Origin of the sequence: Enteroscipio rubneri (assembly GCF_963929405.1) — a bacterium.
Classification (GTDB): domain Bacteria; phylum Actinomycetota; class Coriobacteriia; order Coriobacteriales; family Eggerthellaceae; genus Enteroscipio; species Enteroscipio rubneri.
In genome coordinates this window covers 660783-685893 of record NZ_CAWVIN010000002.1, presented here as the reverse complement: position 1 = coordinate 685893, position 25111 = coordinate 660783, and the positions used below count along the sequence as shown (strand labels likewise).

The window sequence follows — 25111 nt, the reverse complement described above, 5'->3', positions numbered from 1 at the left end:
GCAGGTGACATTCGGAACGATTCTGCGGGACGCCCGCGAACGCAAGGGCTACGACCTGGCATCGGCCGCTCGGCGGCTGCGCATTCGCCCCGATATCCTCCGTGCCATCGAGGAGGGCGATTTCGCGTCCATGCCCCCGCGTGGCTACACGCGCAACATGGTGAACGCCTACGCTCGTCTCGTCGGGCTTAACCCGACCGAGCTTACGCGTATGTACCTCGATGAGGCCTATGCATATCAGGTAGGAAGGGCTCGCAACCAAGCACAACCGGCCACAGGCTTCAATATGGGCGGATCATCGCGCACGAGGGCATCCCGCCAGCGCGACCACGGCGCAGAGCAAGAGCGCGAGCGGGAACCCCGGCAGAACGCATTCGGACGCACGCTCTACGATGACCGGCACGACTACGGGACGCGTGCGGGAGGGTCTTCGCGCCTGTATTCCGAGGACCGCACACATCCTAGCCGCCATGGGGCGCTGCCGAGCACCCAATACACGAACTTTTACGCGGGGCCGAAGGCGACAGGCGCTGTGCAGTCGAAGCTTCCGTTCATCGTAGCCGGTGCTGGCGTGCTCGTGCTGCTTCTTGTCGTACTGCTGCTCGTATTCAGCTGCGGGAACAAGGAGTCCGAGTCGGATGTTCCGAACGTCCCTATCACCGGGTTGACCGACACGACGCAGCAGGGTGGAGGCGACGAGGGCGGTGAGCCGCAGCCTGCTCCGGTCGCAACACCGCCATCGAAGGCGACGTTCTCCTATCAGGTGGCCGACGGAAGCACCGCATACATCGAAGTGTACGAAGGCGACGGCGGCGCCACGGTAGCCGAAGACATCTCCGGCCCGGCCGAGCGTTCGTTCGACGTCTCCAGCACGCTCAAGTTCGTCACCACCAATCCCGAGGCAGTGACGATATCCGTCGACGGGGCGGAGGTCGAACCGACCGACGAGCGGGGATCGGGCGTCTACAGCTACACGGTAGACTTCGCCGCTATCCTCGCCCAATGGAACGAAGAGCACGCCGGCGACGACGGAGGAGCGGATCCTGCGGCGTCCTGACCGAATCTCGCCGCCGCTGCTGTGGAACCCCTCTGAAAGAGCGGGTCGGAGCCTCGAAAATGCGCTATGCTGTGCGCGAGCAAATCATGAGCGGCCCGCCAGCGCGGGCCGCCTTGTACGGAAGGGAGCACTCATGGCGAAGGAATCCAGTTTCGACGTCGTATCCACCGTGGACATGCAAGAGGTTGACAATGCCTTCCAGCAGGCTAAGAAGGAGTTGTCGCAGCGCTACGACCTCAAAGACTCGGGTGCAGAGATATCGCTCGATAAAGCGGGCAAAGCCATTACGGTGGCGGCGCCGGCCGATTTTGTAGCGAAGCAGGTCATTGACGTCATCAGCTCGAAGTTCGTGCGCCGCGGCATCGATCTAACCGCTGTCAAGTGGAGCGATCCAGAAGCGGCTGCCGGTCAAAGCGTGCGCCAGAAAGCCACCATCGTCGAGGGCATCGACAAGGAGGTGGCAAGCAGGATTAACAAGGATATAAAAGCCACGAAAATGAAGGTGAAGGTGCAGATCGAAGGCGACAAACTGCGCGTCAGCTCGCCGTCGCGCGACGCGCTTCAGGAAGTTATCGCCTTTTTGAAAAACAACGACTACGGTCAGCCGCTTCAGTATGTCAACTACCGCTAGGACGGTCGCTTCATCATGATACCTTCACCTGATGCGACACCCGAATCGCCGCGCGTCGCGTTCGTCACGCTCGGATGCGCAAAGAACGAGGTGGATACGGAACACATGCGCACGCAGCTTATCAGTGCAGGATTCATGATCGAGGACGATCCGGCCTGTGCCGACGCTGTAGTGGTGAACACCTGCTCGTTCATTCAGAGCGCCACCGAGGAGAGCCTCGAAGCCATCTTCGATGTGGCGGGACTTGCCAACATCGCAGCAGGTGCCCCGCTCATCGTTGCAGGATGCATGCCTGCACGTTATGGTGACGATCTGGCTGACGAGCTTGTCGAAGCGCAGGCGTTCGTCCCCTGCAGCCGCGAGGATGACATAGCCTTGGTGCTCGCGAAAGCCTTGGGGCGCCAGCTCGAGCATCGCGCATTGTCCTGCTCGCCGCGTTCCGTCACACCGTCAAGCGAAAGCGCTCCTGTCATCCCGGATGGAGCGTTTCCAGACGCGCAAACGGATGACTTTTCTTGGGCAGCGCATCGAAGAGCGCCCTTTGCCTACGTGAAGATATCCGACGGCTGCGACCGCTTTTGCTCGTACTGCACCATCCCGTTCATTCGCGGTCGCTATCACAGCTTCCCCTTTGCTCACGTACGTGCGGAGGTTGCAGCGCACGCCGCCGCAGGTACGCGCGAAATCGTGCTCATCGCGCAAGACACGGGGCGCTGGGGCGAGGACTTCGATGACGCCTCGTCGCTTGCCGAACTCGTATCCGCGCTGGCGGAGGAGTTTCCCGACGTGTGGTTCCGCGTCCTATACCTCCAACCGGAAGGCGTGACCGACGATTATCTTGAGGCAGTCGCGTCACACGCCAACGTGTGCCCCTATTTCGACATTCCGCTCCAGCACGTCGATGCGGGCATCCTGCGCGCTATGAACCGCACAGGATCGCGCGAGGAGTTCCGCTCGCTTGTGGAGCACGTGCTGTCGCGCGTGCCGGACGCCACGCTGCGCACGACGCTCATCGCCGGCTTCCCCGGCGAGACGGACGAGCAGTTCGAAGAGCTGTGCGCTTTCGTCGAGGAAGGCCTGTTCGACTACGTGGGCGTATTTCCGTTTTCACGAGAAGAGGGCACGCGCGCCTTCGATCTGCCTGGCCAGGTGGATGAGGACGAAAAGGCCGACCGTGCGCAGCGTTTGCGCGATCTGGCCGACACCGTCTGCTGCCCGCGCATTGCCGCGCGCGTCGGACGCGAGATGGACGTGCTTGTGGAAGGCGTCGAAGAAGACGGCCAGCTGTTCGGACGCGCTATGTGCCAGGCTCCCGAAGTTGACGGCGTCACGTACCTCGCTGCAGGCGAAGCGGGAGATATCCGCCGCGTCGTCATAACCGACACGCTGCTCTACGAAATGGAAGGGGAGTGAGGCGATGACTCCGAATGGCGCTGCGCACGAGCGGCTTTGGACTCCGGCGAACATCGTCACATTGCTGCGCATCTGCCTCGTGCCCGTGTTCGTCGTCGCCATCATTAGTCCGTGGCCGGCCTACTTCCCGTTCTGGCCGGATGCCGAGACGGCTAAGCCATGGGTTGCCGCTGGCATCTTCATCCTCCTGGCCGCCACCGACGGGCTCGACGGGTATCTGGCCCGCAGCCGCGGCGAGGTGACGAACTTCGGAAAGTTTATCGACCCCCTGGCTGACAAGATCCTTGTGGCAGCGGCGCTGCTCGCGCTGATCGAACTGGGGGTTCTGCCCTCATGGGTGGCGCTCGTCATCCTCGCGCGCGAGTTTATCGTCTCAGGCATTCGCATGGTTGCGGCAAGCCAGGGCGTGGTCATAGCCGCCAGCTGGTACGGCAAAGCGAAGACGGTCACGCAGATCGTCGCCATCGTCTTGTTCATCGTCAAGGACAGCGTGGTCATCACCGATCCGCAGGGTGTGCTACACAACCCTCTCTACCTCTTCTCATGGGCTGTCATGCTGGCAGCGCTCGCGCTTACCATCGTCTCGATGCTCGACTACTTCGTAAAGGCCAAGGAACTGCTGGGCTTCACTCCGTCGGGTCGGCGCGCTGCGCGCGTCGAGGAACATGACGCCGGACAACCCGATTCGATATTCCTCGACGAGGCCGAGCAGCGGGTTCTTTCTGACGACATGGTCGCGAGCATCGAACCCGAGACACTGAATGCGCTGGCGACGACGGTGCTCTCGGCTGCATGTGCCGCCGGCAGGACCATCGGTACCGCCGAAAGCCTAACCGGCGGTCTGATCGCCGCTACGCTCGTCAACGTGCCGGGAAGTTCCGAATCCGTAACGGGGGGCGTGGTGAGCTACACCGAGGACGTGAAACACGGGATTCTCGGCGTTGGCCGCGAGACGCTTGCACACTGCGGCCCGGTCAGCGAGGAGACTGCTTGCGCCATGGCTGAGGGGGCCCGCCGCCAACTTGGCTGCGATATCGCGGTTTCGGCGACCGGAATTGCCGGTCCGGGAGGAGCCGAGCCGGGCAAGCCGGTGGGAACCGTGTGGATCGGCCGTGCCGATACGGCGCTCACCTGCGCCCGCTGCTGCCATTTTCCCGGCACGCGCGAGCAGGTGCGCCTGCTCACCGTGCGCGCGGCGCTTGAGTTTCTGCTGGAGGTCCTCGAGGGTGCGGCCGCAGATAGCCTGCGCGATCGTTGAGCCTTTCCTTCGCCGATAATCCGCTAGCTGCGCGCTTGATGTGCGCTGGAAGCGCATTCGATTCCGACGGATCAGCAGGCAATACATGCAAGATGCCGGCCATCTGCGCGCTGAGAGGACACGCTATGCTGGTTTGGCAAGCTCGTTTCGCGAAAATGCTTGACGCTCAAACATATGTTCGTGTACTATAGATACTGGAATCAGGCCGCACTGCGCATACGGCAGGAAGAGAAGGAAGCGCATGAACGACGAAAAATCGAAGATGCTCAAACTCACGACCGACCAGATCGAAACGAAGTTTGGCAAAGGCTCGATCATGAAGTTCGGCGAGGGTGGACATGACCTAAACATCGGAGTCATTCCCACGGGAGCCCTGCCACTCGATGCAGCGCTCGGCATCGGGGGCGTTCCCCGCGGACGCATCGTAGAGATATACGGCCCCGAGTCAAGCGGCAAGACAACGCTCGCCCTCCAGATCATTGCGGAAGCGCAGGCTATGGGGGGCATCGTGGCCTTTATCGACGCTGAGCATGCGCTCGATCCCGTATATGCGGCGCGGCTCGGCGTGGATATTGACGAAGTGCTCATCTCCCAGCCCGACACAGGCGAGCAGGCGCTCGAGATCTGCGACATGCTCGTGCGCTCGGGTGCAATCGATGCAATTGTCGTCGACTCCGTCGCAGCGCTCGTGCCCCGCGCAGAGATCGAAGGCGAGATCGGCGACACAACGGTAGGCCTGCAGGCGCGCCTCATGTCCCAAGCCCTGCGCAAACTGGCCGGTTCGCTCTCGAAATCGAATACCACCTGCATCTTCATCAACCAGCTACGCGAGAAGATCGGCGTAATGTTCGGCAACCCGGAAACGACAACCGGCGGTCGCGCGCTCAAGTTCTTCTCGAGTGTGCGCATCGACATCCGCCGTATCGACTCCATCAAGAACGGCGGCGAGATCGTGGGCAACCGCGTGCGCGCCAAAGTGGTGAAGAACAAAGTGGCGCCGCCGTTTCGCCAAGCTGAGTTCGACCTCATGTACGGCGAGGGCATTTCGAGAGAAGGCTGCATCGTCGATATGGCCGTTGAAGCCGGCGTAGCCAAGAAGAGCGGCGCGTGGTATACCTACGGCGAGGAGCGCCTCGGCCAGGGTCGTGAAGCAGCAAAGCAGACGCTGCGCGAGAATCCCGACTTGCGCGATGAGCTGGAGACGAAGGTGCGCGAAGCCTTCGAAATCCCCATCGTCACGCGCACGACCGAGGAAGCCGATGCTTTGACGCCTGTCGCCAAGCCAACCAAGAAGAAGTAACATGGCCGATGACGAGGTGAAAGCCCGCCTACGCGCTCAAATCGCAGCTATCGAAAGTAGCGGCCGCGCGGCGGGCGAGGGCGGAAGAGAGCGCAGCCTCGAACCTGCCGTGTCGGCTCGTTCATTGCCGCTCGATGGCGAGGACGCGTCCGATAGGGGGCATGCGCAGGTCTCCCGCCCCCCGAAAGCCGGCGAGGATGGCACGGAGAGCGAGCAGGAGCGGGCCTTCCGCAAAATCGAGCGGCTCGCCTGCCATCGCGAGCAGGCGAGCGAAGCGCTGCGACGTCGACTTACGAGAGAGGGCTTTGAAGCCGCAGCCGTCGACGAGGCCCTTGCGCGTGCCGAGCGTTGCGGGCTCGTGGACGACTGCCGATATGCGGAGGTGCTCGTTCGCAGCCGCCTTGCGCAGGGACGAGGTCGGCGGGGCATCGCAGCCGAGCTGGCTGGTCTCGGCATCGATGCGGAGGTGGTCGCGCCGCTCTCGAACGGCTCCATGGAGGACGGCGGCGAGGTCGAGCGTGCGCTCGACCTTCTTCATCGCAAGCCCCCTCGAGCGAAGAACCGCCGGGAAGCCGCCTACCGTCGACTCATACAGAAGGGCTTCGCCGCAGACATCGCCGTAACGGCCGCGCGCTTGTGGTGCGACGAAAATCCTGGTTGATATGCGCAAGTTCGCTCGGAACGTCCAAATGGTGCAGCTGAGGAGCGCTTTCCGCATATTCCGTTTTGCCGACCGGCTCGACCGCCGGCGGCCGAATAGGCGCTCTTATCGCATGCCCGACTTCGTCAGCCTTGCTTTGCAGCGGCGGTTTTCGGGTAATTTTTTGTCAGGGCTTTTACAAACCGGTCACAAGCCCTATCATATGTTATAGCTTGAGTGATACGTGCCCGAACGGGTACTTCTAGTATAGATAAGTTCATAGACGTCGCTTGTTTTGCGCGCGTTCGCTCATGCCCGGTTTTGCCGGGATTTTTTATGCCTTTACCGAACGAACAGAACAACATCGAACATGCGAAACGAAAGGGGGAGCGTATGCCCGAAGCAATCTGGCTTCTTGTCGGGGCCATCATCGGCATCGCCCTCGGCTTCGTCATCACCCGCTTTTTGGTCAACGCGTCCACCAAGCGTGCGGCCCAAGAAGCGGAATCAGTGGTTGCCGATGCCAAGCGGCAGGCCGAGACGCTGCGCCGCGAGGCCGTCGTCGAAGCAAAGGACGAAGCTCTGAGAATCAAGCAGGAAGCCCAAGCGGAAAACAAGGAACGCATGCGCGAAGTGCGCACGGCAGAGAACCGTATTTCCCAGCGCGAGGAATCGCTCGACCGTCGCGTCGAATCGCTCGATGCGCGCGAGCATCAGATCTCGTCGATGCAAGGCCAGCTCGAGCGCCGCGAGCGCGACCTCGATGCGCTCGAGCACGAGGTGGGCCGACGGTTGGAACGTGCGGCCGGCATGACGCCCGAAGAGGCGAAGGCCGAGCTGCTCAACACCCTCAAGGACGAAGTGGTTCACGAGCAGGCCTCCATCATCCGCGACGCCGAGGCGCGTACCAAAGCCGAAGCGGACAAGAAAGCGCGCTCGATCTTGAGCCTCGCCATCCAGCGCGTAGCAGCCGACCACTCAGCGGAGACCACCGTATCCACCATCCATATCCCCTCCGACGACCTGAAAGGACGCATCATTGGCCGGGAGGGGCGCAATATCCGCTCGTTCGAACAGCTGACTGGGACGAACCTTATCATCGACGATACGCCCGAGTGCGTTACAATTTCATGTTTCGACCCAGTTCGACGCGAGATTGGTCGCGTGACGATGGAGAACCTTGTCGCCGACGGCCGCATCCATCCTGCGCGCATCGAGGAGATGTTCGGCAAAGCCGAATCCTTCGTCAACCAGCGTGTTCAGGAGGCTGGCGAGCAGGCAGCCTTCGATACCGGCATCCATGATCTGCATCCGGAGATCGTGCGCACGCTCGGCCGCTTGCGCTACCGCACCTCCTACGGACAGAACGTGCTTAACCATTCCCTCGAAGTCGCCTACCTCGCAGGCGTCATGGCCGCAGAACTGGGCCTTGATCCCATACCGGCGAAGCGCGCGGGACTTCTGCATGACCTCGGCAAGGCCGTCGACCACGAAGTCGAGGGCAGCCACGCCGTCATCGGCGCCGATCTTGCACGCCGCTTCGGGGAGAAAGCCGATATCGTCCACGCCATCGAGGCGCACCACAACGATGTCGAACCTTCGAGCGTGCTCGACGTGCTCATCCAGGCCGCCGACGCCGTGTCCGCCGCTCGTCCCGGTGCGCGCAAGGAAACGCTCGACGCCTACGTCAAGCGTTTGGAGAAGCTCGAGGAAATCGCGAATTCCTACAAGGGCGTCGAGCGTACCTATGCCATTCAAGCGGGCCGAGAGGTTCGCGTCATGGTAGAGCCCGATACGGTGGACGAAGCGGCTACGACCGTGCTCGCCCATGACATCGCTCAACGAATCGAGAACGAGATGCAGTACCCTGGCCAGGTGAAGGTCGTGGTTATTCGCGAGAGCCGCGCGGTCGGCATCGCGAAGTAAAGGCGCGTTCGGCATGGCCGATAAAGCGCTCGAGAACTTTATAGAAAATGTCTGCGGCGATAGCCATCTCCGGGTCGAGGCCGACCTCGGGGATGGCTTTGTCCGTCTGAGGAGCGCCGAAGCCGAGCGGCGCCAAGCCGTCCACGACATCCGCTCCACTGAGGATGTCGTGATCGAGTTGCTGCGCAACGCGCGCGATGCCAATGCTCGGAGCATTTTCGTGGCGGCGACGCGAGAGGAACGACGGCGGCGCATCGTCATGGTGGACGATGGTGACGGTATACCGCCTGCTATGCATGAGCGGATATTCGAGCCGCGCGTTACGTCAAAACTCGACACCATGCATATGGACAAGTGGGGCGTGCACGGTCGGGGCATGGCGCTGTACTCTATCGCCGTGAACGCCGAAACAGCTCGGATCGCCGCATCGGATGTCGGCAAGGGCTCTGCATTCGTGGTGGAGACCGATCTCGATCGGATAGGGGAGAAGACCGATCAGTCTACGTTTCCCATCTTCGAGCGCATGGAATCAGGCAGTGTGGCCGTGCGCGGCCCGAAGAACATCCTGCGTACCGCATGCGAGTTCGCGCTCGAGAGCCGCCGGTCGTGTACGGTCTACCTCGGATCGGCAACCGACATAACAGCCACGCTCTACGAGTTCGGACTGTCGTCACTTACCTCCGCCATGCGCGCTTTCTGCGCAGATACCACCCGGCTTCCTGTCTGTACACGTCTTGCAGCGGCGCCTGACCCGGCCGAACTTGCTGACGAGTCCGCCAAACTTGGTCTTGCTATCTCCGAGCGCTCAGCCCGACGCATCATGGATGGCGGCATCGCCCCGCTTGAGCCGCTGCTTGCGCGCGTTCGTATAGGCGAAGACGGCGAGGAGAAACCGCATCCGGCGCGCATTCTTTCAGAGGCATCCCCATCTGCTGACGCCGATCAACGCGGTCTGAAGCTTTCTCAGGACGATTTGGCTGCGTTTTCTGATCATATTCGCGCCGCTTACGCCGAACTAGCACGCGACTACTATCTGGAGCCGGAGGTTCGTCCAGAGGTCAAGGTGGGCAAAGACGCCATTCGTATCTCCATCCCCGTCCAGAAACTCCGCTGAAGTCGTCGAAGCTGCGCAGGGGAGGCTCTCGGCCGGCCTTGCGACTCTCCTCAATCTCACCATATGCGCAGGTTGCGAACGATACGTCGAATAGGTAGAATAACAGAACGAGATCTCACCTCGAGACATGCGGCACACGGCATAGTACCCGCACTACAACAGAAGCTCATTCGAACCAGCAACGACGAAGGATATGCATGCCAACAACTGATCACAGGCCGGAGCCCGGCTGCTTGAAGGTTTCATCGAAGTCTTCCCCCGCATCTGTCGCCGGCGCCATAGCCGGCATGATCAAAGACGGCGTTTGCGTGGAGATACAAGCCGTTGGCGCCGGGGCGGTGAATCAGGCAGTGAAAGCCATCGCCATATCACGCGGCTTTCTATCTCCGGTCGGCATTGAAATATCCTGCGTGCCCTCGTTCACTGACATCGTCATCGACGGAGAGTACCGCACCGCTATCCGTTTCACCGTCGAACCTCGTTACACGCGCGGCGTCGCTTCCGGCATTTCCGATGGCCCGGACACGACCACGAATCTCTAGTACGCTTATGCAGACCCCGTTCATGAACCTCACGTTCTGTATTCGCACGTTCGGATGTCAGATGAACAAACACGACTCCGAGCGCATCGCGGGCATGCTCGAAGGACTTGGTGCGTTGGCGGTCGAATCGGTCGAGAAGGCCGACATCGTCGCGTTCATGACCTGCTGCGTGCGCGAAGCAGCCGATACGCGTCTCTACGGTCAGGTCGCATCGCTCAAGAACATACCTCTGCGCTCGGGAACGCCGCTTTCCAAGCGTATCGTAGCCGTGGGAGGGTGCATCGGCCAACGTGATGGGGAGCGCCTTGTAGAAAAGCTTCCTCATCTTGACGTGGTATTCGGAACGCACAACCTCGCCTCGTTGCCGCGCCTTCTGCAGTCGGCGGTGGAGAAGGGCGGGCACCATGTGGAAGTGCTCGATGCGGCTTCATCGTTTGCATCAGAGCTGCCCGCTTCGCGCGAACATGAGTGGGCCGCGTGGCTGCCCATCACCATCGGCTGCAACAACTTCTGCACGTACTGCATCGTACCCTATGTGCGCGGTCGGGAAAAGTCGCGCCCACTCGAGGATATCGTCGAGGAAGCTGAGCGCTACGTAGCCGCTGGCGTCAAGGAAATCACCTTGCTCGGACAGAACGTGAACTCCTACGGGCGCGACTTGTACGGTTCCCCCCGATTCGCTGCAGTGCTTGACGCACTCGACGCGACTGGAGTGGAGCGCCTTCGTTTCGCAACGAGTCATCCGAGGGATCTTACCGACGAGGTCATCGGCAAGTTCGCTACGCTTCGCTCCCTCATGCCCGCATTGCACCTGCCCGTACAGTCGGGTTCGGACACCGTGCTGGCCGCCATGAACCGTCGCTACACGCGCGACCATTACCGCGCCCTTGTCGCGAAGCTGCGCGATGCAGTGGGCGACATCGCATTGTCTACCGACGTCATCGTCGGATTCCCGGGCGAGACGGCAAAAGACTTCGAAGACACGTATCGCCTCGTTGACGAAGTAGGATACCACCAGGTTTTCACGTTCATCTACTCGAAGCGAGAAGGCACGCCTGCTGCATCAATGAACGATCCGACTCCGCGCGAGACCATCCAGGCGCGCTTCGACCGTCTGGTCGACATCGTGCAGAAGCGCGCCTTTGAGGCCAACCAACGCGATCTGAACACGGTTGTCGACGTGCTCGTCGAAGGCGCTTCGAAGCGCGATACGGGGCTGCTATCGGGTCGCAGTCCCAAGAATCAGACTGTCCATGCGCCGCTGCCTCCAGGCGTCTCTGCCGAGGATCTTGCTGGCAGCATCGTGCGCGTGCGCGTGGACGAGGCCAAGACATGGTATCTTGCCGGCCGCCTCCTCGATCCTCCGACGCGCCCCTGAACGGCGTCATCCATGCATTCTGACCAGACGAAGGCGTCTGCTTCACTCGACCTCTCCGCACCTGTTGTCTGCATTGTAGGCCCTACTGCTTCAGGCAAGACCGCGCTCGCACAAGCGCTTGCGCTCGAGTTGAACGGGGAAGTGGTGAGCGCTGATTCCATGCAGGTTTACCGAGGTATGGATATCGGAACGGGCAAGCTTCCCGTCCCTGAGCGCCTCGTGCCGCATCACGGTTTCGACCTTGTGGATCCGGGGCAGCCATACTCCGCAGCCCTTTTCCAGGATTACGCTCGCGAATGCTTCCGCGACATCGATGCGCGGGGCAGGCGCTGCGTGCTATGCGGGGGTACGGGCTTCTACGTACGTGCCGCGATCGACGCATACGAGTTCCCAAAAGGCGAACAGGTGGGCAATGCGGTGCGCGAGCGGCTCAACCGGTTCGCCGAGGAGCGTGGAGCCCAAGCTGTATGGGAGCTTCTTCGCGACCGCGATCCTGAAAGCGCGGCCCTCATTCCGCCAGCCGACACCAAGCGCGTTGTGCGCGCCTTCGAGCTGCTCGACGAGAACGAAAGCTACGCTGCACAACGTGCAAAACTAGCCGCTCTCCCGCAACTCGTGCCCGCTTCTCTCATCGGCTTGGCGGTCGATCCCGACATCCTTCGCGAACGCATTGACGCGCGGGTGGACGCTATGGTGCAGGCGGGACTCGTCTCCGAGGTTAAAGGTCTGTTAAACCACGGCTTCCGCACGGGTGTCACCGCGCCCCAAGCGATAGGATACAAGGAGATCGTCGCTGCGCTTGAACACGACACGACGATGGGGGAGGCAATCGAGCGCATCAAGACGGCCACACGGCGCTACGCTAAACGCCAGCGCACATGGTTCCGCAAGGACAAGCGCATTCGCTGGATCGACGCAAACGAACAGGAAGTCGACCCGCTTGTCGAACAAGCGCTTGCTGCTCTCAGGGAAGCAGACGCCAGCCGAACATAAAGGAGCAGAGAGACAGTCAATGGAACTCGAATTCGCCAGACTACGCGGACTCGGCAATGACTTCATCTTCATCGACGATCGTCCATGCGCTATAGAGCTCACTGTAGAGCAGGTCGCATGCCTGTGCGATCGCCACGTCGGAATCGGCGCGGACGGAGTGGTGCTCGTACGCCCTCCCGCCATCCCAGCTGCGCGGCCTTATGCATTACATTAACGCCGATAGCACGCTGGCGCAGTTGTGCGGCAACGGCATCCGATGCTTTGCGAAATATCTCGTTGATCGCGGCCTTATTGCCGCGGCGGAGGACCATCTGACGGCGAGGCGCTTTCCAGGTCGAAGCCCATCAGCTTTGAGGTCGACACGCAGAAGAAGCTGGAGCGTACGACTGTTGATATGGGCCGGCCCCTTCTCGATCTTACCATCATACCGGTCACGGCCAAGGCGAATGCCGTAAGCTCGCAAGGCTCCGCATACGTCTGCGATCTGCCGATGGAATCTCCCTAGAGAACATTCGCATTCACGTGCGTATCGATGGGCAACCCGCATGCCGTCTGCTTCGTCGACGATTTTCTTTCATTGTCGGACGAGCTGTTCGCCGACCCTGCATCCAAAGGTCTCCGCACCTTCGTCGTTGCGAGAGTCGGGGTATTCTTCGAATCCCACCGGCTTTTCCCGGAAAAGTCGAACATCGAGTTTGCCGTCATACAAGCGAACAACATCGTCATGCGCGTATTCGAGCGTGGTTGCGGCGAGACGAAAGGCTGCTCGAAGCCGTACGTCGCATCAAGGAAACAATGCTGTATCGTTTATAGCTCTAGCATCGGATATGGTATGATGAGCGACAAGGGCGATCATGCCCGTATCGCGCCCGAGTGACGATGAGGAGCAGCCGCATGCAGACAAAACCGGCCTTTGCATAGAAATTCTTCGATGCGACGTACCTGATCAGGGCGTCGCCGCATCGGTTACGATGCATACCATGCACGCGTCATCCTCTGATGACGCTGAGGTCTGTTTTGAAAGGATTGCCCCCATGTCCGAATTTGAATCCGTCATCACGCGGGGGATGACCCCCATCTCCGAGCAGCATCGCGAGCGAGCCGTTCTTGTTGGCGTCGACCGACCGGGCGCCAACTGGCCGATCGATTCGTCGCTTGCCGAACTCGAACGCCTTGTCGATACAGCCGGGGCCGATGTTGTAGCCACCACGATCCAAAAACTCGACACGCCGAATCCGCGTACCTTCGTGGGCACGGGAAAAGCCGAGGAAGTTGCTGAGCTTGCTCGAGCTCATAGCGCCGATCTTGTTGTGTTCGATGACGAACTCTCGCCGTCGCAGCAAGCCAACCTTGAGAAGACGGTGGGCAAGCCTGTGAAGATAATTGACCGCACAGCGCTTATCCTCGACATCTTTGCGCTTCATGCCAACAGCAAGGAAGGCCGCTTACAGGTGCGCCTCGCACAAAACCAATATTTGCTGCCGCGGTTGCGCGGTATGTGGGCGCACCTTGCTTCGAACCGAATGGGCGGTGGCGTAGGCTCCCGCTTCGGAGAGGGGGAGAGCCAGCTCGAGGTTGACCGGCGCATGGTGCGCAAGCGCATCACCTCCATCAAGCGCGAGCTCAAGCATCTGGCTGAGGTTCGGGCCGTACAGCGTGAGAGCCGCTACGAAAGCGGCATGTACAAGGTGGCTCTTGCCGGCTACACCAATGCCGGCAAGTCGAGCTTGATCAATCGACTGACGAATGCCGATGTCCTCGCCTACGACAAATTGTTCGCCACGCTCGACTCGACGACCCGCAGGTTCGAGCTGCCGGAAGGCCGCGAGATCACAATTACCGACACTGTTGGATTCATCCAGAAACTCCCCACGACGCTCGTCGAAGCGTTCAAGTCGACACTCGACGAGATTACGGGGGCTGATCTCGTCTTGCACGTTGTCGACGCCTCTTCCGACCAGTACGAAGCCCAGATAGCTGCTGTCGAGGATGTTCTCGGGCAGATCGGGGCCCAGAACATCAAGCGTGTGCTGGTGTTTAACAAGTGCGATGTGCTTGATAACGAAGGACTCGCGGCACTGCGATCTCGTTACGCACAGGCGCAGTTCGTCTCGGCGGCAACAGGAGAGGGAGTTGACGAGCTCGTTTCCCATATAGCCCGCGTCGCGTCGTCGCACGACACGCATATGAACGTGGTCATACCTTACGATCGCGGGGATTTGGTATCCGTTGCCCACGAGCGTTGCCGTATTCTCTCGGAAACGCATGAGGAAGCCGGCACGCACATTGTCATGCTGGCCGCTCCTTCATACGCCGGCCTATTCCGCGCGTTCTCGGAAAGCAACTGAAGCATTCGACGTATTCAGAAGGCGAGCTTTTCGACCAACACGCATCCAGTCTCGCTGGACTATGCGGCCAACCTATCAAGTCGACCACATGCACGCACCGACCCGGTTGATCGAGCGCATTCAGACATCGACTCGCCGATTGCAAACCGGCGAGTCGGCTTCTTTCATGCAATATCGACCAAGATTATCAAAGCCGACGGAACACCGCGACAACCTTGCCAGCAATCGAGCAATCAGTCGTGATGATAGGCTCCATCGTGGAGTTCTCCGGCTGCAGACGTACGTGCCCCTGTTCTTTGTAGAACCGCTTGACCGTTGCACCGTCATCGACCAGAGCGACCACGATATCGCCGTTGTCGGCGACAGGCTGCTCCTTCACGACCACGTAGTCGCCATCGTTGATGCCCGCTTCGATCATCGACTCGCCGCGTACCGACAGCAAAAACGAAGGGGAGTCGCCCACGATATCGGTCGGAAGCGAAAGCGTGTCGGTTATGTTCTCTTCGGCAAGGATGGGCGAACCGGCCGCAACGTTACCGACGAGCGGAACGTTCACGATCTTGCTGAACGAAGGTTGGATGACATTCGTGGCAAGCGCCGCGTCCTCAAGCGGATACGTGAGCGCTATCGAGCGCGATTTGAGCGGATCGCGCTTGATGAGTCCCTTCTGTTCGAGCGCCTTAAGATGCACATGGACGGTTGAAGGGGAGGAAAGCCCGAGGCTCTGGCATACTTCGCGCACGGTAGGACCATACCCCTTCTCCCTGATGCACTCCTCGATGCAGTCGAGCACCGCTTGCTGGCGCTTCGTTACCTTCTCGGCCATAGGGTCGTCCTTTCGTCGTCCGATACTACTAGCGAACAAATGTTTTAAAGTCTCTTGACATGAACCTTTGTTCGACCTATTATATACGCGAACAAAGGTTCTACGCAAGAGCAGGAGGGTAAAAATGAAGAAATATGCGACGAAATATCTTGTCGAGGGAACGTCCGCTCTTCGCTTGGAAGCGATCGAGACCGCCGAGCATGAGGCCGAGATTATCGTATTTCCCGGGCCGTACCAAAGCGATCGTCCATCGAGCCCAAGTTCAGACAGTTCCTGCTTCGGATATCATAGTAAACTCGGTCGAATCGATAGGAACGTTCTCAGATCGCAGTTCGTTACAGAGCTGCGATCAGGAGACGCAGCGGGAAAACCCTTCGATCGTATGAACCTCCTGCAGGCGACCGTTGGCGGATTCACGCTCTGCGCAACGGCGTTTTTTGGGTTGTTCCTTGCTTTATAACACACCCTCATGGAGGACATCAACAAAAGCCTTCCGTCGCTCTGCTTGCGATGATCGAATCGCTTTTGATATTTCCCCTCCGAGGTTCTTGAAGTCGACCAGCCCCATCGGCCGGCATCGACTACGCGAGGGCGATGCGCGCCCGACCTTCTCATAAAGGATCGGGACATAGCCGCAGGCACCGACATGAACACATTGGGTATGGACATGTCCGAACCATCATCGGCCTTGACGCTCTTTCCAATGATTTCATCGATTTCATTGAACCACAATATCTAGTATGTTAGGGTGGAAAAAACGCTGACAGAAGGAGTGCCATGCGCTGTCCATCCTGCGGTCATTCCGAATCGAAAGTTGTCGATTCTCGACCATCCGAAGACGGTGCGACCATTCGTCGGCGCCGTGAATGCCTCGAATGCGGTCATCGCTTCACTACCTATGAGCGGCTTGGCGACACTCCGCTTATAGTCATCAAGTCCGATGGATCGTCTGAAGTCTACGATCGCGAAAAACTTATGAGAGGCCTGCTTATCGCCTGTGCAAAAAGACCTATTTCTCCAGAACAGGTAGCGACGCTCATCGAGAGCATCGAGTCTGAACTCCGCAATGCATCAAAGAACGAGATCAAGTCCAAAGAGCTCGGCGATATGGCTCTTGTCCGCCTTGCAAAGCTCGACGATGTCGCGTATGTACGCTTCGCAAGCGTATACAAGGACTTCCAGAACATCGAGGAATTCGCTGCCGCATTGGAAGGGATGAGCTGATGGAGGGCATTGCCGTGCCGCTCAAACAGCTCGATCCGGAGCTGCCAATCCCTGCATACGCCTATCCCGGCGATGCTGGTGTCGATTTGCGCTCAACGATCGATCTGGTTCTGCATCCGTTCGAACGAGCACTCGTACCCTGCGGCATTGCCGTGTCTATTCCGAGAGGGTACGCTGGTTTTGTCCTGCCCCGAAGCGGACTTGCTATAAAGCATGGCGTTTCGCTAGTAAATGCTCCCGGTCTTATCGACAGCGGTTACCGAGGCGAGCTGCAGTCTGTTCTCGTCAATCTGGACGCGCACAAGCCTTTTGAGATCAAGCGCGGAGACCGCATCGCTCAACTCGTCATTATGCGCGTATCCGAGGCAACGTTTGAACTGCACGAGAAACTTCCTGAAACGAAGAGGGGATCTGGGGGCTTCGGCAGCAGCGGAGTAAGCCTCTCGGTATAAACCGATGCCGTACTCTACTGAGAGCTGCTTACAACAGTATGACTGAAATCGAGGCCGGTCTTGGGGGTGTCTATTGACTTAGAGTAACTCTAAGTCAATAGACCAAGAGATTCCGTATCCATTCTCGAAGGAACGATGAGATCGTCGAGCATAACCGAACGCTTGATCCCATGCGCATAAGCACATAAGATATCTTAGAGTTACTCTAACCGAGGAGGCGCCGGCGATGTATTACGAAGAACATCGGTGCAAAGAGCACGAAGAAGATGCGGACGCGGTTGCGCGTTATGGCATTGCCGATGTTGTCGATTCGACGGGAATCTCAGCATACACCATACGCTATTACGACAAATGCGGGTTTTTTCCGGACTTGGCGCGGGATCACCGTGGCGTTCGGTCTTTCTCGCAAATCGATATTGCCCAATTGCACTTTGTTGATGCGTTGAGAAAAAGTGGGCTGTCAATCGAGGGCATCCAATACTATGTGCGCTTGCAGAAACGTGGTGCATCGACTCGTTCTGAGCGTCTCGAAATCGTGCGCGCACAAGAAACGGTGCTTGAATACCAGCGCGCCGAGCTCAATGAAAGTCTCAAGCGGCTTCATGCCGCAGGTATGGAATTGTCTGCAAATAAAAGCTCCGATGAACCCTCCGTGGTATAGTTATCGCTCGAACTGGTCGAAAAACCCTTGTTTTCGACGACCTAGGAGCCGTCGGAGGACAAAACGGGGCCTTAGAACGGCTCTCAGAGCTTTGTATTTAAATCACCAGGTCAGAAGGCTATAAATGAATTGAGGAGCATCAGGTATGACCGAGGACAAACATAGGCCGCCCGAACCTCCACCCGCACCCTCGCAAGAAGGGACCGATAACGGCAACCAGGATACCAGTGGGTTCCGGCGACCGACCGACCTCGATTCCCGTGACTTGCAAAGTCCCCGTATGCCTCAGCCGAACATGAACGATGCCCGGGAGTTCAAAACTGCTCAGAATTTCATTCTCGCTGCAAGCATCATCGGCCCCATATCCTTGATTCTTGCAAGCCTGCTATTCAGCGCGATAGGCATCGTATGCGGCTACATTGGATTCAGAAAGCTGAAAGCCCTCGAGGCCAAGCGTTCTGAGATCAGCGCTGCCGCTGGACGAATGAAGCGTTCGGCGATCTTCGCCATGGCCGTCTGTGGCGTGACTGGAGTCCTCAATCTGGCACTGGTTTGGATGCTCTTCCCGACGTTCATGGGCATGGTGGAATCAGGTGATTATGGCGGGCTGCTTCCAGGTGGTTCAACGGGCGCAGAAACGAATTCAACCTGGGGCTAATATGATTTTGATTGCATAGTGCTTATATGCAAATGCAATCCTGCACCATTTCGAAGCTCCGCACCTCAAGTCCTGCAACCATGGACGGTTGCAGGACTTGTTTTATAAAAAGAACCAGACGAATAGCAGGACGCCGCTTTCGATTTTACTCCTCTTCGGAGCACTCCCCCTTTTAAGATCCTGATTTATTGATAATGCATCTTATGTAAAGTTAGATGGATTCTACTCGGGTCCTCTTGCACCCCATGAGTCGATACATGCATGCCAGCCCCCATGCCAAACTTCCTATGGTATTCCGCAAAGGTATCGAAGCGTCCGTCAAACGGTAACGAATATCAAGCGGAAGGATCCCTCGCTCCAATGATTCGCTAGGATCGCCGACGAGGTGATCGCATGAAGGTGTTGAAGTATAAGGAATGGCGCGAGACGTGCATCGCACTGCATATGATGCTGCAGATGATGGGCAAGGTAAAACTGGAGACGATGCCGCCGCAACCAGAGTGGCGACACGTCGTGCTCTTCGCTGAACCCGACGGATTCACAACAGGACTCGTTCCAGCCGGCAAAGACGGATTCGAGATCCAACTCGATCTCGCCGATGCCTGCGTAAAAACGACTACGGCGAGCGACGCATCTGCCTTCTCATTCTCCGGTGTCGTATCCGTGGCCGATCTGTACAAGCTCTTCAAGTCGATGCTTGCCGATGTCGGCCATCCGTGCGAGATCAACCCCATTCCCCAGGAGATGTTCACTGCAACTCCTTTCGACGAGCAGCATGCAAGCATCGATTTCGACATTCCCTGCGCACGACGCGCCTTTCATCAGTTTCTGTTCGCCCGAAACGCCTTGGAGCGTTTCTCGGCGCCCTACCGAGGAAAACGAACCCATCCCGCTTTGTACTGGGGCACGTTTGACATGACCACCACCCTGTTCTCGGGAAAGCCCTGCCCTTATCGCACGGACGCCTCCCTCGTTGAGCGAGCGGCTTTCGACGAACAGTTCATCGAATTCGGATTCTGGACGGGCGACGAGAGCACGAATGACCCTTCGTTCTTCGTACTCGCCTACCCGTTCCTCACCGACGGCTCGTCTGATGAAGTGCGCCCTCGCCAAGCATTCTTCGATCCGGAACAAACGGAATACTTCCTTCGACTTGAAGACGTCTTGAAAGCCGACGACCCGCAGGAAACCGTTGTCCGCTTCTGTCAGGACGCGTTCAGGAACATTGCAAAACGCCAGCAATGGGATGACGCCGCATGGCTCTTCAAGCCCCTTTTGACCTGACAAGCATGCAGAAGCGTATCGGTCTGCCCATGATTCAAGATCCAGCTTAGAGTTACTCTATGGACTCTATCCCCTCCTGTCGCTTTCGGGCCGTGAAGACAACCCGTCTCCAGGCTCGCTAGCCGATTATCCATCGACGAAAAGGAGTACATACCGTATTCTGATTTGATCAGACAAGGAGAAAGGGAGATTCCAATGGCTTGTATCAAGAAAGTCGCCACGACGTTTTTTGCGTCGATCCTGCTTGCCATGGGCGCAATGGCGCTCGTCGGCTGCGGGCAGAACGACGAGGAGATCATTCGCGAAGGGGTATCGGCTGAACTCGACAAACTGAAGAACCTCGACGAAGAAACGCTCAATCTTCTTGCCTCGGAGGCGGGAGCGGACGACCTCTCAAGTTACGGCATCGATGCGAAGGAATTCGTGTCGAGCTATTTGGCGGGTTTCGACTACCGCATCGAGAGCGTGAACGTCGACGGCGATAATGCGACAGCAACCGTAGTGCTCACGTGCAAGAGCTTCAGCCAGTACACGAACAGCCTGGAGGAAGCCGTTACGACGCTCGCCGAAGATGAAAGCATCCAGTCGATGAGCACTGATGAGCAGAACATGAAGTTCGGCGAAACGATCATGAGTTCGCTGAACGAGTTATCGGCCGTCGAGACTAGTCCGATCGAACTAGCCTTCGCGCGAGAAGGCAATTCCTGGAGCACTACCCAAGAAGCCGAGCAGGCGATTACGAACGCACTGTTCAATAACTAGCGTTCTGCGTTACAGTTCGAATACCGATCGGCAACCATTATGTCTGCTGATAGCAGTGGATCAAAATCGGTGATAGAGTCATCTGCGGACGGTAACGCGTCAGAATTTGCAAGGAGGAATCATGGGGTACCTGGTTTCCCTGTTGTGCTTCGCGGGCGCCCTGCTGTGCGCATCGCTCGTACGGCGCCTTGCATAGGACGAACAGGAAGTATGGAACGAGCCGGCGATAAGCCGGCTCGTTCCATATGCGCTACTCACTCCCCTGCCTGCAGAGGTGCGCATCCAGCTAACAACACCTTAATAGCGATTCCCTTTCGAGTTCTCCAGCCAAGCCCTGCCGCCATCCGAACACGCTAGCATGCAGACTTCGGAACATCCGAAGGATAGGAGCTTTTATGGCCGCTCGGAAAGGTGCGATCGCTTTCGGCCTCGTATACATACCCGTCGAACTCTACGCGGCGACGCAAGATGATGCGGTGCGATTCAATCAACTCGCCAAGGACAGCATGAAACGCGTGCGGTACGTCAAGACGTGTCCCGACTGCAAGCGGGAGCTCAGGCCCGAGGACATAGTGAAGGGCTATCAGTACGAGAAGGGCAAGTATGTTGTTGTCACCGACGAGGAACTCGAAGCCATCAAAACCTCTGCAGATCGTGCTATGAAGATCGTGCAATTCTCCGACATCGAAGAGGTTCCACCCCTCTATTTCGAAAAACCGTACCAGGTCATTGCTCAGGCCGGTGGAGAAAAACCGCTCGAACTGCTGAGACGCGCCATGGCAGACGAGGGGAAAATCGCCATCGGCACCACGGTGATGGGCAACTCCGAAACACCCATCGCGCTCATCCCCTACGAAGACGACCTCGTCATGATGACGCTCCATTTCCAAAGCGAGGTCAAAGATATTCCGAAGTCATTGCAGCATCCCGACGTCGCCGACGAAGAACTCTCGATGGCCCGCAAGCTCATTGAGAGCATGACCGAGCCATTCGATCCCGCGCGTTTCAAAAACTCGTACCAAGAGAAGCTCATGGATCTCATCCAGCGTAAAGTCGCTGGTCAACAAGTTGTAACCGAGAAACCAGCAGAGCAGCCTTCAAACATAATCAATCTCATGGACGCTCTTTCGGCAAGCTTGAAAGCCCGCGAAGAAGCTGAAACCTCCCCAGTCGACGCCGATGACGCTACGAACAAAGAACCGCCTGCGAAAAGGCCTCCCCGACGACGTGCCCCGAAAAAGACCGCATAGATCGACGGCGACCTCAATCCGGCTGCTGCGGCACAAGCTTCTTTGCGATGACCACAGCGGAAACGCCGACAACAATGCCGATCACTGCGCCAACAAGGATGTCGCTTGGATAGTGCACGTACAGGTACAGACGCGAAAATGCGATCAGACACGCGGCGGCTACAGCAGCCGCCTTGAACACCGTGGCAAGCCGTCCCTTGTCCGGCAAACAGCACAACGCAGCAGCTGCGGCGAACGATACCATGGAGTGGTTCGACGGAAACGACGAACCTAACGGTGGCGGTATGAGCAAGCCTAGGAACTCGTAGGCTACGAAAGGCCTCACACGGCCGAACAGTGGCTTCAGCACGAGGGCGCCGAGAACTGCCGACGCAACGATGGCGAGGAGCACCCCGATACCATAGACGCGCCGCTTCGGCTGAGCAATGAGAACGACAGCCGCCGCAAACCAAATGACCGCAAGATCACCGAGATGCGTGGCGAAGACCATGAAGGAATCCATGAACGGCGAGCCCAAATGCTCCTGTATGGCATCGAGTATGGCGCTATCCATTCGAAGCCCCTAGACGATCCGACCACGAGCATCGGGACCGAGCCACGCGAGCAGCCATGCACAACCGGCTTGCACGTCATCGTAGGTTGCTTCGAAGTCGCCCGTGCACCAGGAGTCGGCGACATCGCACCCGCTCCCAGCGAACTCAAACAGTTTGCACAGTCTTCGATGCGGCACGCTCATCGCACACCCCTTTCGCCGTTCTTGCGAACAGAGGGCGCGGCCGCATCGTCTGGTTCGAGCACCTCGCCGTAGCGCGCGTACAGCTCCGGAACGGCACGCTTCACGCTTACCGGCTTAAACGTCGTCGCATCGACGAGGCAATGGGTGCTCCGTCCTGTGCAGCAGGGCTTCGCAACATCGGGGTCCTCCCCCTTTCGGAACACCTCATAGGCGTAAACGGTCTTTGTGGGACGCGAAGAAACCACGCGCGTGCGCACAACGGCCGTCTCGCCGTAGCGAAGCGGTTCGCCGTATTCAACTGAAAAGCTCACAACCGGCGAGAGATAGCCCGCTTCTTCGATTACGCGGTACGGAAATCCGATCGCCTCCAAAAACGCAGTCCGCGCATCCTCGAAGTACAACAGGTAGTTCGCATGGTAGACAATACCCATCATATCCGTCTCCGCATAGCGTATGGTGATTGGCGTGCAAACTCGCATGGTCCGGAAAACCATCCTTCCCGATCGGCTACAATAGCTACATGAGGAATATCGTAACGTATATGGCCGAGGAGCAGCGCACCTTCGCGGAATCCCCGTTTAACCCCGTGGACTCCCTTGTGTTCTCGACACTTGCGTACTTCAATTACGAAACGGCCCCTCCTATTGATCTTTCGTCTCCCGAGGGCATCCTGCTGCACGACGCGGTGATGCTGTCCGATTGGAAGGCGCTCACCGCGCACAGCTGGATGGAGGATGCAAAGGACACCGAGGCTTTCCTGCACGTCCTGTCCGCAAGCCGTCGCATGCGCGATGTGCGCGTTTCGTTCTATGCCAATGAGCGCTCCGAAGCGGTAGAAAAGCAGTTCTCCGCCATCACGCTTTCCTTCCCTTCTGCCGATGGAATCGTCGCCTACCTGGCGTTCCGCGGTACCGACGGCAGCTTTGCCGGCTGGAAGGAGGATTTCAACCTTTGCTTCAAGAAGGTGATCCCTTCGCAGTGCACCGCAGCAGCCTACCTGTCGGGCGTCGCTTCGGCCCTTTCGTGCCCGCTCATCGTGGGAGGTCATTCGAAAGGCGGCAATCTCGCCGAATACGCGGCGCTCGTGACCGACGAGCGTGCTTTCGAGCGGTTGCGTGGCGTGTTCAATCACGATGGCCCTTCCTTTCTGGATAGCCCGTCGCCGCGTATCGACGACGAGCGATTCTGCCGGCTACTGCACAAGACGGTGCCCGAATCCTCGGCGTTCGGCATGATCCTCGAACGACGCGCCGACTACCGCGTAGTTCAGTCCTCGGCTATGTCGGTATTCCAGCACGAACCGTTCACCTGGCTGACCGAGAGCGACGACTTCGTGTACCAGGATGCCCTCAATCCTTCCGCCGTATTCTTCGACGAAGCGCTCGACACGTGGCTGCGCAGCAAGACGGCTGACGAGCGCGAGCGCTTCATCGACGCCATCTACGACCTGCTGGCTTCCACCGAGGCGAGCACCTGGAGCGAATTCCAGGAGAAGCTGTTCGCGAACACGCGGCGCATGCTGGGCGCTCGCACGAAACTCGATGCCGAAACGAAGAGATTCATCTGGCAAACGCTCGGCTCGCTCGGCGGCATCCTGAAAAACGAAACCGTCAAGCGCTTCAAACCCTCTCCACCCCTATGGCTTCCACGCCGACGTGAGACATATGATCCCGAGAAAGGAACCAAGGCATGAGCGCACCCGCTGCATATGGAAAGCTGACCCTTCGTCTAGCTCTGCAGTTGGCCGCACCGCATACGTGGCCCGCTGCTATCTTGCCCGTTTTCATAGCTGTTGCCGCGGCAGCCGTCACCACGCCCTCGATATCGGTGCTCATGACATGCGTGCTTTTGATCATTTGCATACTCATGCAATCAGCAGTAAACACGTTCAACGATTACTACGACTACGTGAAGGGAGCCGACTCAGCCGACGACAACGTAGATCCGACCGATGCCGTTCTCGTGTACAACAACGTGAACCCACGTTCCGCACTCGCGCTCGCCGTCGGATTCCTTGTGGCGGCCTTTATGCTAGGCGCGTACGTGATCTGGGTTGCAGGATGGATCCCGCTTGCAATCGGCGCGGTGGGAGCCATCGTCGTGGTGCTGTACTCTGCAGGCAAGACGCCTATCTCATACGTGCCCATCGGAGAGGTGGTCAGCGGCCTCGTAATGGGCGGCCTCATTCCCCTTGCATGTTATCAGGCACTCACGGCCATATTCGATCCTCGCGTTCTGCTGTGGGCTGTACCCACCATCCTCGGTGTGGGACTGATCATGTTCACGAACAACACGTGCGACCTCGAGAAGGATGTGGAATCGGGCCGACGGACACTGTCGGTGCTGCTGGGCCGCAAGCGGGCACGTTCGCTCTACCACGGCGTCGTATTCGCGTGGGTAGTGGCTATCGCAGCGCTCGTTGCCGCATTCTTCGCACAAGGTCTCGTCGTGTTGCCATTCATGCTTTTAGCTTCTTATCCTCTGATCAAAGCTCTACTTGACAATCCGCTAGCACCACAAACCCGCATCGGCGCCATGGCGCAGGTATGCAGCGTGAACATCGCGCTCGGCGCCTTCTATGGCGCCGCAATCCTGGCGAGCACCGTCGACCTCGTGCTCTAGGACGAGCGAGCGCATCATGCTCGAAGCATGCTTCCC

At 58.6% G+C, this 25111-nt stretch carries 26 protein-coding genes; 22 read left to right on the top strand and 4 right to left on the bottom strand.

Annotated elements, in window-relative coordinates; all coding sequences use genetic code 11:
• Positions 1 to 4: 4 nt before the first annotated feature.
• The 13 genes from ABGT83_RS06430 (at position 5) to hflX (ending at position 14600) form a co-directional block, all read left to right on the top strand.
• A complete protein-coding gene (locus ABGT83_RS06430; RefSeq protein WP_103264674.1) occupies positions 5 to 1057 on the top strand; it encodes a helix-turn-helix domain-containing protein in 1053 nt (350 codons plus the stop codon).
• A gap of 133 nt (positions 1058 to 1190) precedes the next feature.
• Entirely contained in the window at positions 1191 to 1688 is a 498-nt protein-coding gene (locus ABGT83_RS06425; protein WP_103264624.1) for a YajQ family cyclic di-GMP-binding protein, read from the top strand.
• Between the two features lie 15 nt (positions 1689 to 1703).
• Positions 1704 to 3101, top strand: coding sequence for a 30S ribosomal protein S12 methylthiotransferase RimO (rimO, locus tag ABGT83_RS06420; RefSeq protein ID WP_103264625.1), 1398 nt, complete (start codon positions 1704 to 1706; stop codon positions 3099 to 3101).
• Positions 3102 to 3105: 4 nt separating this feature from the next.
• Positions 3106 to 4359, top strand: coding sequence for a CDP-diacylglycerol--glycerol-3-phosphate 3-phosphatidyltransferase (gene pgsA / locus ABGT83_RS06415; protein ID WP_346686520.1), 1254 nt, complete (start codon positions 3106 to 3108; stop codon positions 4357 to 4359).
• 241 nt (positions 4360 to 4600) lie between these two features.
• Positions 4601 to 5659, top strand: a complete 1059-nt coding sequence (recA, locus tag ABGT83_RS06410) for a recombinase RecA (RefSeq protein WP_103264627.1) — start codon at positions 4601 to 4603, stop codon at positions 5657 to 5659.
• A 1-nt stretch (position 5660) separates the two neighbouring features.
• Complete coding sequence (locus ABGT83_RS06405) at positions 5661 to 6320, top strand: regulatory protein RecX (protein WP_346686518.1); 660 nt, start codon at positions 5661 to 5663, stop codon at positions 6318 to 6320.
• A 372-nt stretch (positions 6321 to 6692) separates the two neighbouring features.
• Positions 6693 to 8225 (top strand): ribonuclease Y, encoded by a 1533-nt coding sequence (rny, locus tag ABGT83_RS06400; RefSeq protein WP_103264629.1) that lies wholly within the window; start codon positions 6693 to 6695, stop codon positions 8223 to 8225.
• A 13-nt stretch (positions 8226 to 8238) separates the two neighbouring features.
• Positions 8239 to 9339 (top strand): ATP-binding protein, encoded by a 1101-nt coding sequence (locus ABGT83_RS06395; protein ID WP_346686515.1) that lies wholly within the window; start codon positions 8239 to 8241, stop codon positions 9337 to 9339.
• 197 nt (positions 9340 to 9536) lie between these two features.
• On the top strand, positions 9537 to 9881 hold the full coding sequence (locus ABGT83_RS06390) for a stage V sporulation protein S (RefSeq protein ID WP_103264631.1): 345 nt from the start codon (positions 9537 to 9539) through the stop codon (positions 9879 to 9881).
• A gap of 7 nt (positions 9882 to 9888) precedes the next feature.
• A complete protein-coding gene (gene miaB / locus ABGT83_RS06385) occupies positions 9889 to 11259 on the top strand; it encodes a tRNA (N6-isopentenyl adenosine(37)-C2)-methylthiotransferase MiaB (RefSeq protein ID WP_346686513.1) in 1371 nt (456 codons plus the stop codon).
• A 12-nt stretch (positions 11260 to 11271) separates the two neighbouring features.
• Positions 11272 to 12252, top strand: a complete 981-nt coding sequence (gene miaA / locus ABGT83_RS06380; protein WP_346686512.1) for a tRNA (adenosine(37)-N6)-dimethylallyltransferase MiaA — start codon at positions 11272 to 11274, stop codon at positions 12250 to 12252.
• Between the two features lie 532 nt (positions 12253 to 12784).
• On the top strand, positions 12785 to 13129 hold the full coding sequence (locus ABGT83_RS13450) for a hypothetical protein (protein ID WP_103264636.1): 345 nt from the start codon (positions 12785 to 12787) through the stop codon (positions 13127 to 13129).
• 157 nt (positions 13130 to 13286) lie between these two features.
• Positions 13287 to 14600 (top strand): GTPase HflX, encoded by a 1314-nt coding sequence (gene hflX, locus ABGT83_RS06375; protein ID WP_346686511.1) that lies wholly within the window; start codon positions 13287 to 13289, stop codon positions 14598 to 14600.
• Between the two features lie 187 nt (positions 14601 to 14787).
• Here the strand turns inward: hflX and lexA are convergent, their stop codons facing one another.
• Complete coding sequence (gene lexA / locus ABGT83_RS06370) at positions 14788 to 15426, bottom strand: transcriptional repressor LexA (protein WP_103264638.1); 639 nt, start codon at positions 15424 to 15426, stop codon at positions 14788 to 14790.
• A 777-nt stretch (positions 15427 to 16203) separates the two neighbouring features.
• Between lexA and nrdR the strand changes: the two genes are divergently transcribed.
• From nrdR to ABGT83_RS06335, 7 genes are all read left to right on the top strand, one after another.
• Complete coding sequence (gene nrdR / locus ABGT83_RS06365; RefSeq protein ID WP_346686509.1) at positions 16204 to 16650, top strand: transcriptional regulator NrdR; 447 nt, start codon at positions 16204 to 16206, stop codon at positions 16648 to 16650.
• Complete coding sequence (dut, locus tag ABGT83_RS06360; RefSeq protein WP_187143266.1) at positions 16650 to 17102, top strand: dUTP diphosphatase; 453 nt, start codon at positions 16650 to 16652, stop codon at positions 17100 to 17102. Before nrdR ends, dut begins: the two co-directional genes overlap by 1 nt.
• A gap of 226 nt (positions 17103 to 17328) precedes the next feature.
• On the top strand, positions 17329 to 17763 hold the full coding sequence (locus ABGT83_RS06355; RefSeq protein WP_103264642.1) for a MerR family transcriptional regulator: 435 nt from the start codon (positions 17329 to 17331) through the stop codon (positions 17761 to 17763).
• Between the two features lie 145 nt (positions 17764 to 17908).
• Entirely contained in the window at positions 17909 to 18421 is a 513-nt protein-coding gene (locus ABGT83_RS06350) for a hypothetical protein (RefSeq protein WP_103264643.1), read from the top strand.
• A gap of 393 nt (positions 18422 to 18814) precedes the next feature.
• A complete protein-coding gene (locus ABGT83_RS06345) occupies positions 18815 to 19705 on the top strand; it encodes a DUF5996 family protein (RefSeq protein ID WP_346686506.1) in 891 nt (296 codons plus the stop codon).
• Between the two features lie 195 nt (positions 19706 to 19900).
• Positions 19901 to 20467, top strand: a complete 567-nt coding sequence (locus ABGT83_RS06340; RefSeq protein WP_103264645.1) for a hypothetical protein — start codon at positions 19901 to 19903, stop codon at positions 20465 to 20467.
• Positions 20468 to 20862: 395 nt separating this feature from the next.
• Entirely contained in the window at positions 20863 to 21717 is an 855-nt protein-coding gene (locus ABGT83_RS06335; RefSeq protein WP_103264646.1) for a Ku protein, read from the top strand.
• Positions 21718 to 21730: 13 nt separating this feature from the next.
• Here the strand turns inward: ABGT83_RS06335 and ABGT83_RS06330 are convergent, their stop codons facing one another.
• The 3 genes from ABGT83_RS06330 to ABGT83_RS06320 are packed head-to-tail and all read right to left on the bottom strand — an operon-like array spanning position 21731 to position 22932.
• Positions 21731 to 22270, bottom strand: coding sequence for a phosphatase PAP2 family protein (locus tag ABGT83_RS06330; protein ID WP_346686504.1), 540 nt, complete (start codon positions 22268 to 22270; stop codon positions 21731 to 21733).
• Positions 22271 to 22279: 9 nt separating this feature from the next.
• Positions 22280 to 22453: a hypothetical protein gene (locus tag ABGT83_RS06325; RefSeq protein ID WP_204600457.1), complete on the bottom strand. Its 174-nt coding sequence runs from the start codon at positions 22451 to 22453 to the stop codon at positions 22280 to 22282.
• A complete protein-coding gene (locus tag ABGT83_RS06320; protein WP_346686503.1) occupies positions 22450 to 22932 on the bottom strand; it encodes an acyl-CoA thioesterase in 483 nt (160 codons plus the stop codon). The genes ABGT83_RS06325 and ABGT83_RS06320 overlap by 4 nt, the downstream gene beginning before the upstream one ends.
• 41 nt (positions 22933 to 22973) lie before the next feature.
• Between ABGT83_RS06320 and ABGT83_RS06315 the strand changes: the two genes are divergently transcribed.
• Both ABGT83_RS06315 and ABGT83_RS06310 read left to right on the top strand, forming a co-directional pair.
• Positions 22974 to 24146, top strand: coding sequence for an Mbeg1-like protein (locus ABGT83_RS06315; RefSeq protein ID WP_418762805.1), 1173 nt, complete (start codon positions 22974 to 22976; stop codon positions 24144 to 24146).
• On the top strand, positions 24143 to 25075 hold the full coding sequence (locus tag ABGT83_RS06310; RefSeq protein WP_346686500.1) for a prenyltransferase: 933 nt from the start codon (positions 24143 to 24145) through the stop codon (positions 25073 to 25075). Before ABGT83_RS06315 ends, ABGT83_RS06310 begins: the two co-directional genes overlap by 4 nt.
• Positions 25076 to 25111 lie beyond the last annotated feature (36 nt).

Coding starts and splice junctions, on each gene's coding strand:
- ABGT83_RS06425 (WP_103264624.1), top strand. CDS start 1,191: ATGGCGAAGGAATCCAGTTTCGACGTCGTATCCACCGTGGACATGCAA.
- rimO (WP_103264625.1), top strand. CDS start 1,704: ATGATACCTTCACCTGATGCGACACCCGAATCGCCGCGCGTCGCGTTC.
- pgsA (WP_346686520.1), top strand. CDS start 3,106: ATGACTCCGAATGGCGCTGCGCACGAGCGGCTTTGGACTCCGGCGAAC.
- recA (WP_103264627.1), top strand. CDS start 4,601: ATGAACGACGAAAAATCGAAGATGCTCAAACTCACGACCGACCAGATC.
- ABGT83_RS06405 (WP_346686518.1), top strand. CDS start 5,661: ATGGCCGATGACGAGGTGAAAGCCCGCCTACGCGCTCAAATCGCAGCT.
- rny (WP_103264629.1), top strand. CDS start 6,693: ATGCCCGAAGCAATCTGGCTTCTTGTCGGGGCCATCATCGGCATCGCC.
- ABGT83_RS06395 (WP_346686515.1), top strand. CDS start 8,239: ATGGCCGATAAAGCGCTCGAGAACTTTATAGAAAATGTCTGCGGCGAT.
- ABGT83_RS06390 (WP_103264631.1), top strand. CDS start 9,537: ATGCCAACAACTGATCACAGGCCGGAGCCCGGCTGCTTGAAGGTTTCA.
- miaB (WP_346686513.1), top strand. CDS start 9,889: ATGCAGACCCCGTTCATGAACCTCACGTTCTGTATTCGCACGTTCGGA.
- miaA (WP_346686512.1), top strand. CDS start 11,272: ATGCATTCTGACCAGACGAAGGCGTCTGCTTCACTCGACCTCTCCGCA.
- ABGT83_RS13450 (WP_103264636.1), top strand. CDS start 12,785: ATGGGCAACCCGCATGCCGTCTGCTTCGTCGACGATTTTCTTTCATTG.
- hflX (WP_346686511.1), top strand. CDS start 13,287: ATGTCCGAATTTGAATCCGTCATCACGCGGGGGATGACCCCCATCTCC.
- lexA (WP_103264638.1), bottom strand. CDS start 15,426: ATGGCCGAGAAGGTAACGAAGCGCCAGCAAGCGGTGCTCGACTGCATC.
- nrdR (WP_346686509.1), top strand. CDS start 16,204: ATGCGCTGTCCATCCTGCGGTCATTCCGAATCGAAAGTTGTCGATTCT.
- dut (WP_187143266.1), top strand. CDS start 16,650: ATGGAGGGCATTGCCGTGCCGCTCAAACAGCTCGATCCGGAGCTGCCA.
- ABGT83_RS06355 (WP_103264642.1), top strand. CDS start 17,329: ATGTATTACGAAGAACATCGGTGCAAAGAGCACGAAGAAGATGCGGAC.
- ABGT83_RS06350 (WP_103264643.1), top strand. CDS start 17,909: ATGACCGAGGACAAACATAGGCCGCCCGAACCTCCACCCGCACCCTCG.
- ABGT83_RS06345 (WP_346686506.1), top strand. CDS start 18,815: ATGAAGGTGTTGAAGTATAAGGAATGGCGCGAGACGTGCATCGCACTG.
- ABGT83_RS06340 (WP_103264645.1), top strand. CDS start 19,901: ATGGCTTGTATCAAGAAAGTCGCCACGACGTTTTTTGCGTCGATCCTG.
- ABGT83_RS06335 (WP_103264646.1), top strand. CDS start 20,863: ATGGCCGCTCGGAAAGGTGCGATCGCTTTCGGCCTCGTATACATACCC.
- ABGT83_RS06330 (WP_346686504.1), bottom strand. CDS start 22,270: ATGGATAGCGCCATACTCGATGCCATACAGGAGCATTTGGGCTCGCCG.
- ABGT83_RS06325 (WP_204600457.1), bottom strand. CDS start 22,453: ATGAGCGTGCCGCATCGAAGACTGTGCAAACTGTTTGAGTTCGCTGGG.
- ABGT83_RS06320 (WP_346686503.1), bottom strand. CDS start 22,932: ATGCGAGTTTGCACGCCAATCACCATACGCTATGCGGAGACGGATATG.
- ABGT83_RS06315 (WP_418762805.1), top strand. CDS start 22,974: ATGAGGAATATCGTAACGTATATGGCCGAGGAGCAGCGCACCTTCGCG.
- ABGT83_RS06310 (WP_346686500.1), top strand. CDS start 24,143: ATGAGCGCACCCGCTGCATATGGAAAGCTGACCCTTCGTCTAGCTCTG.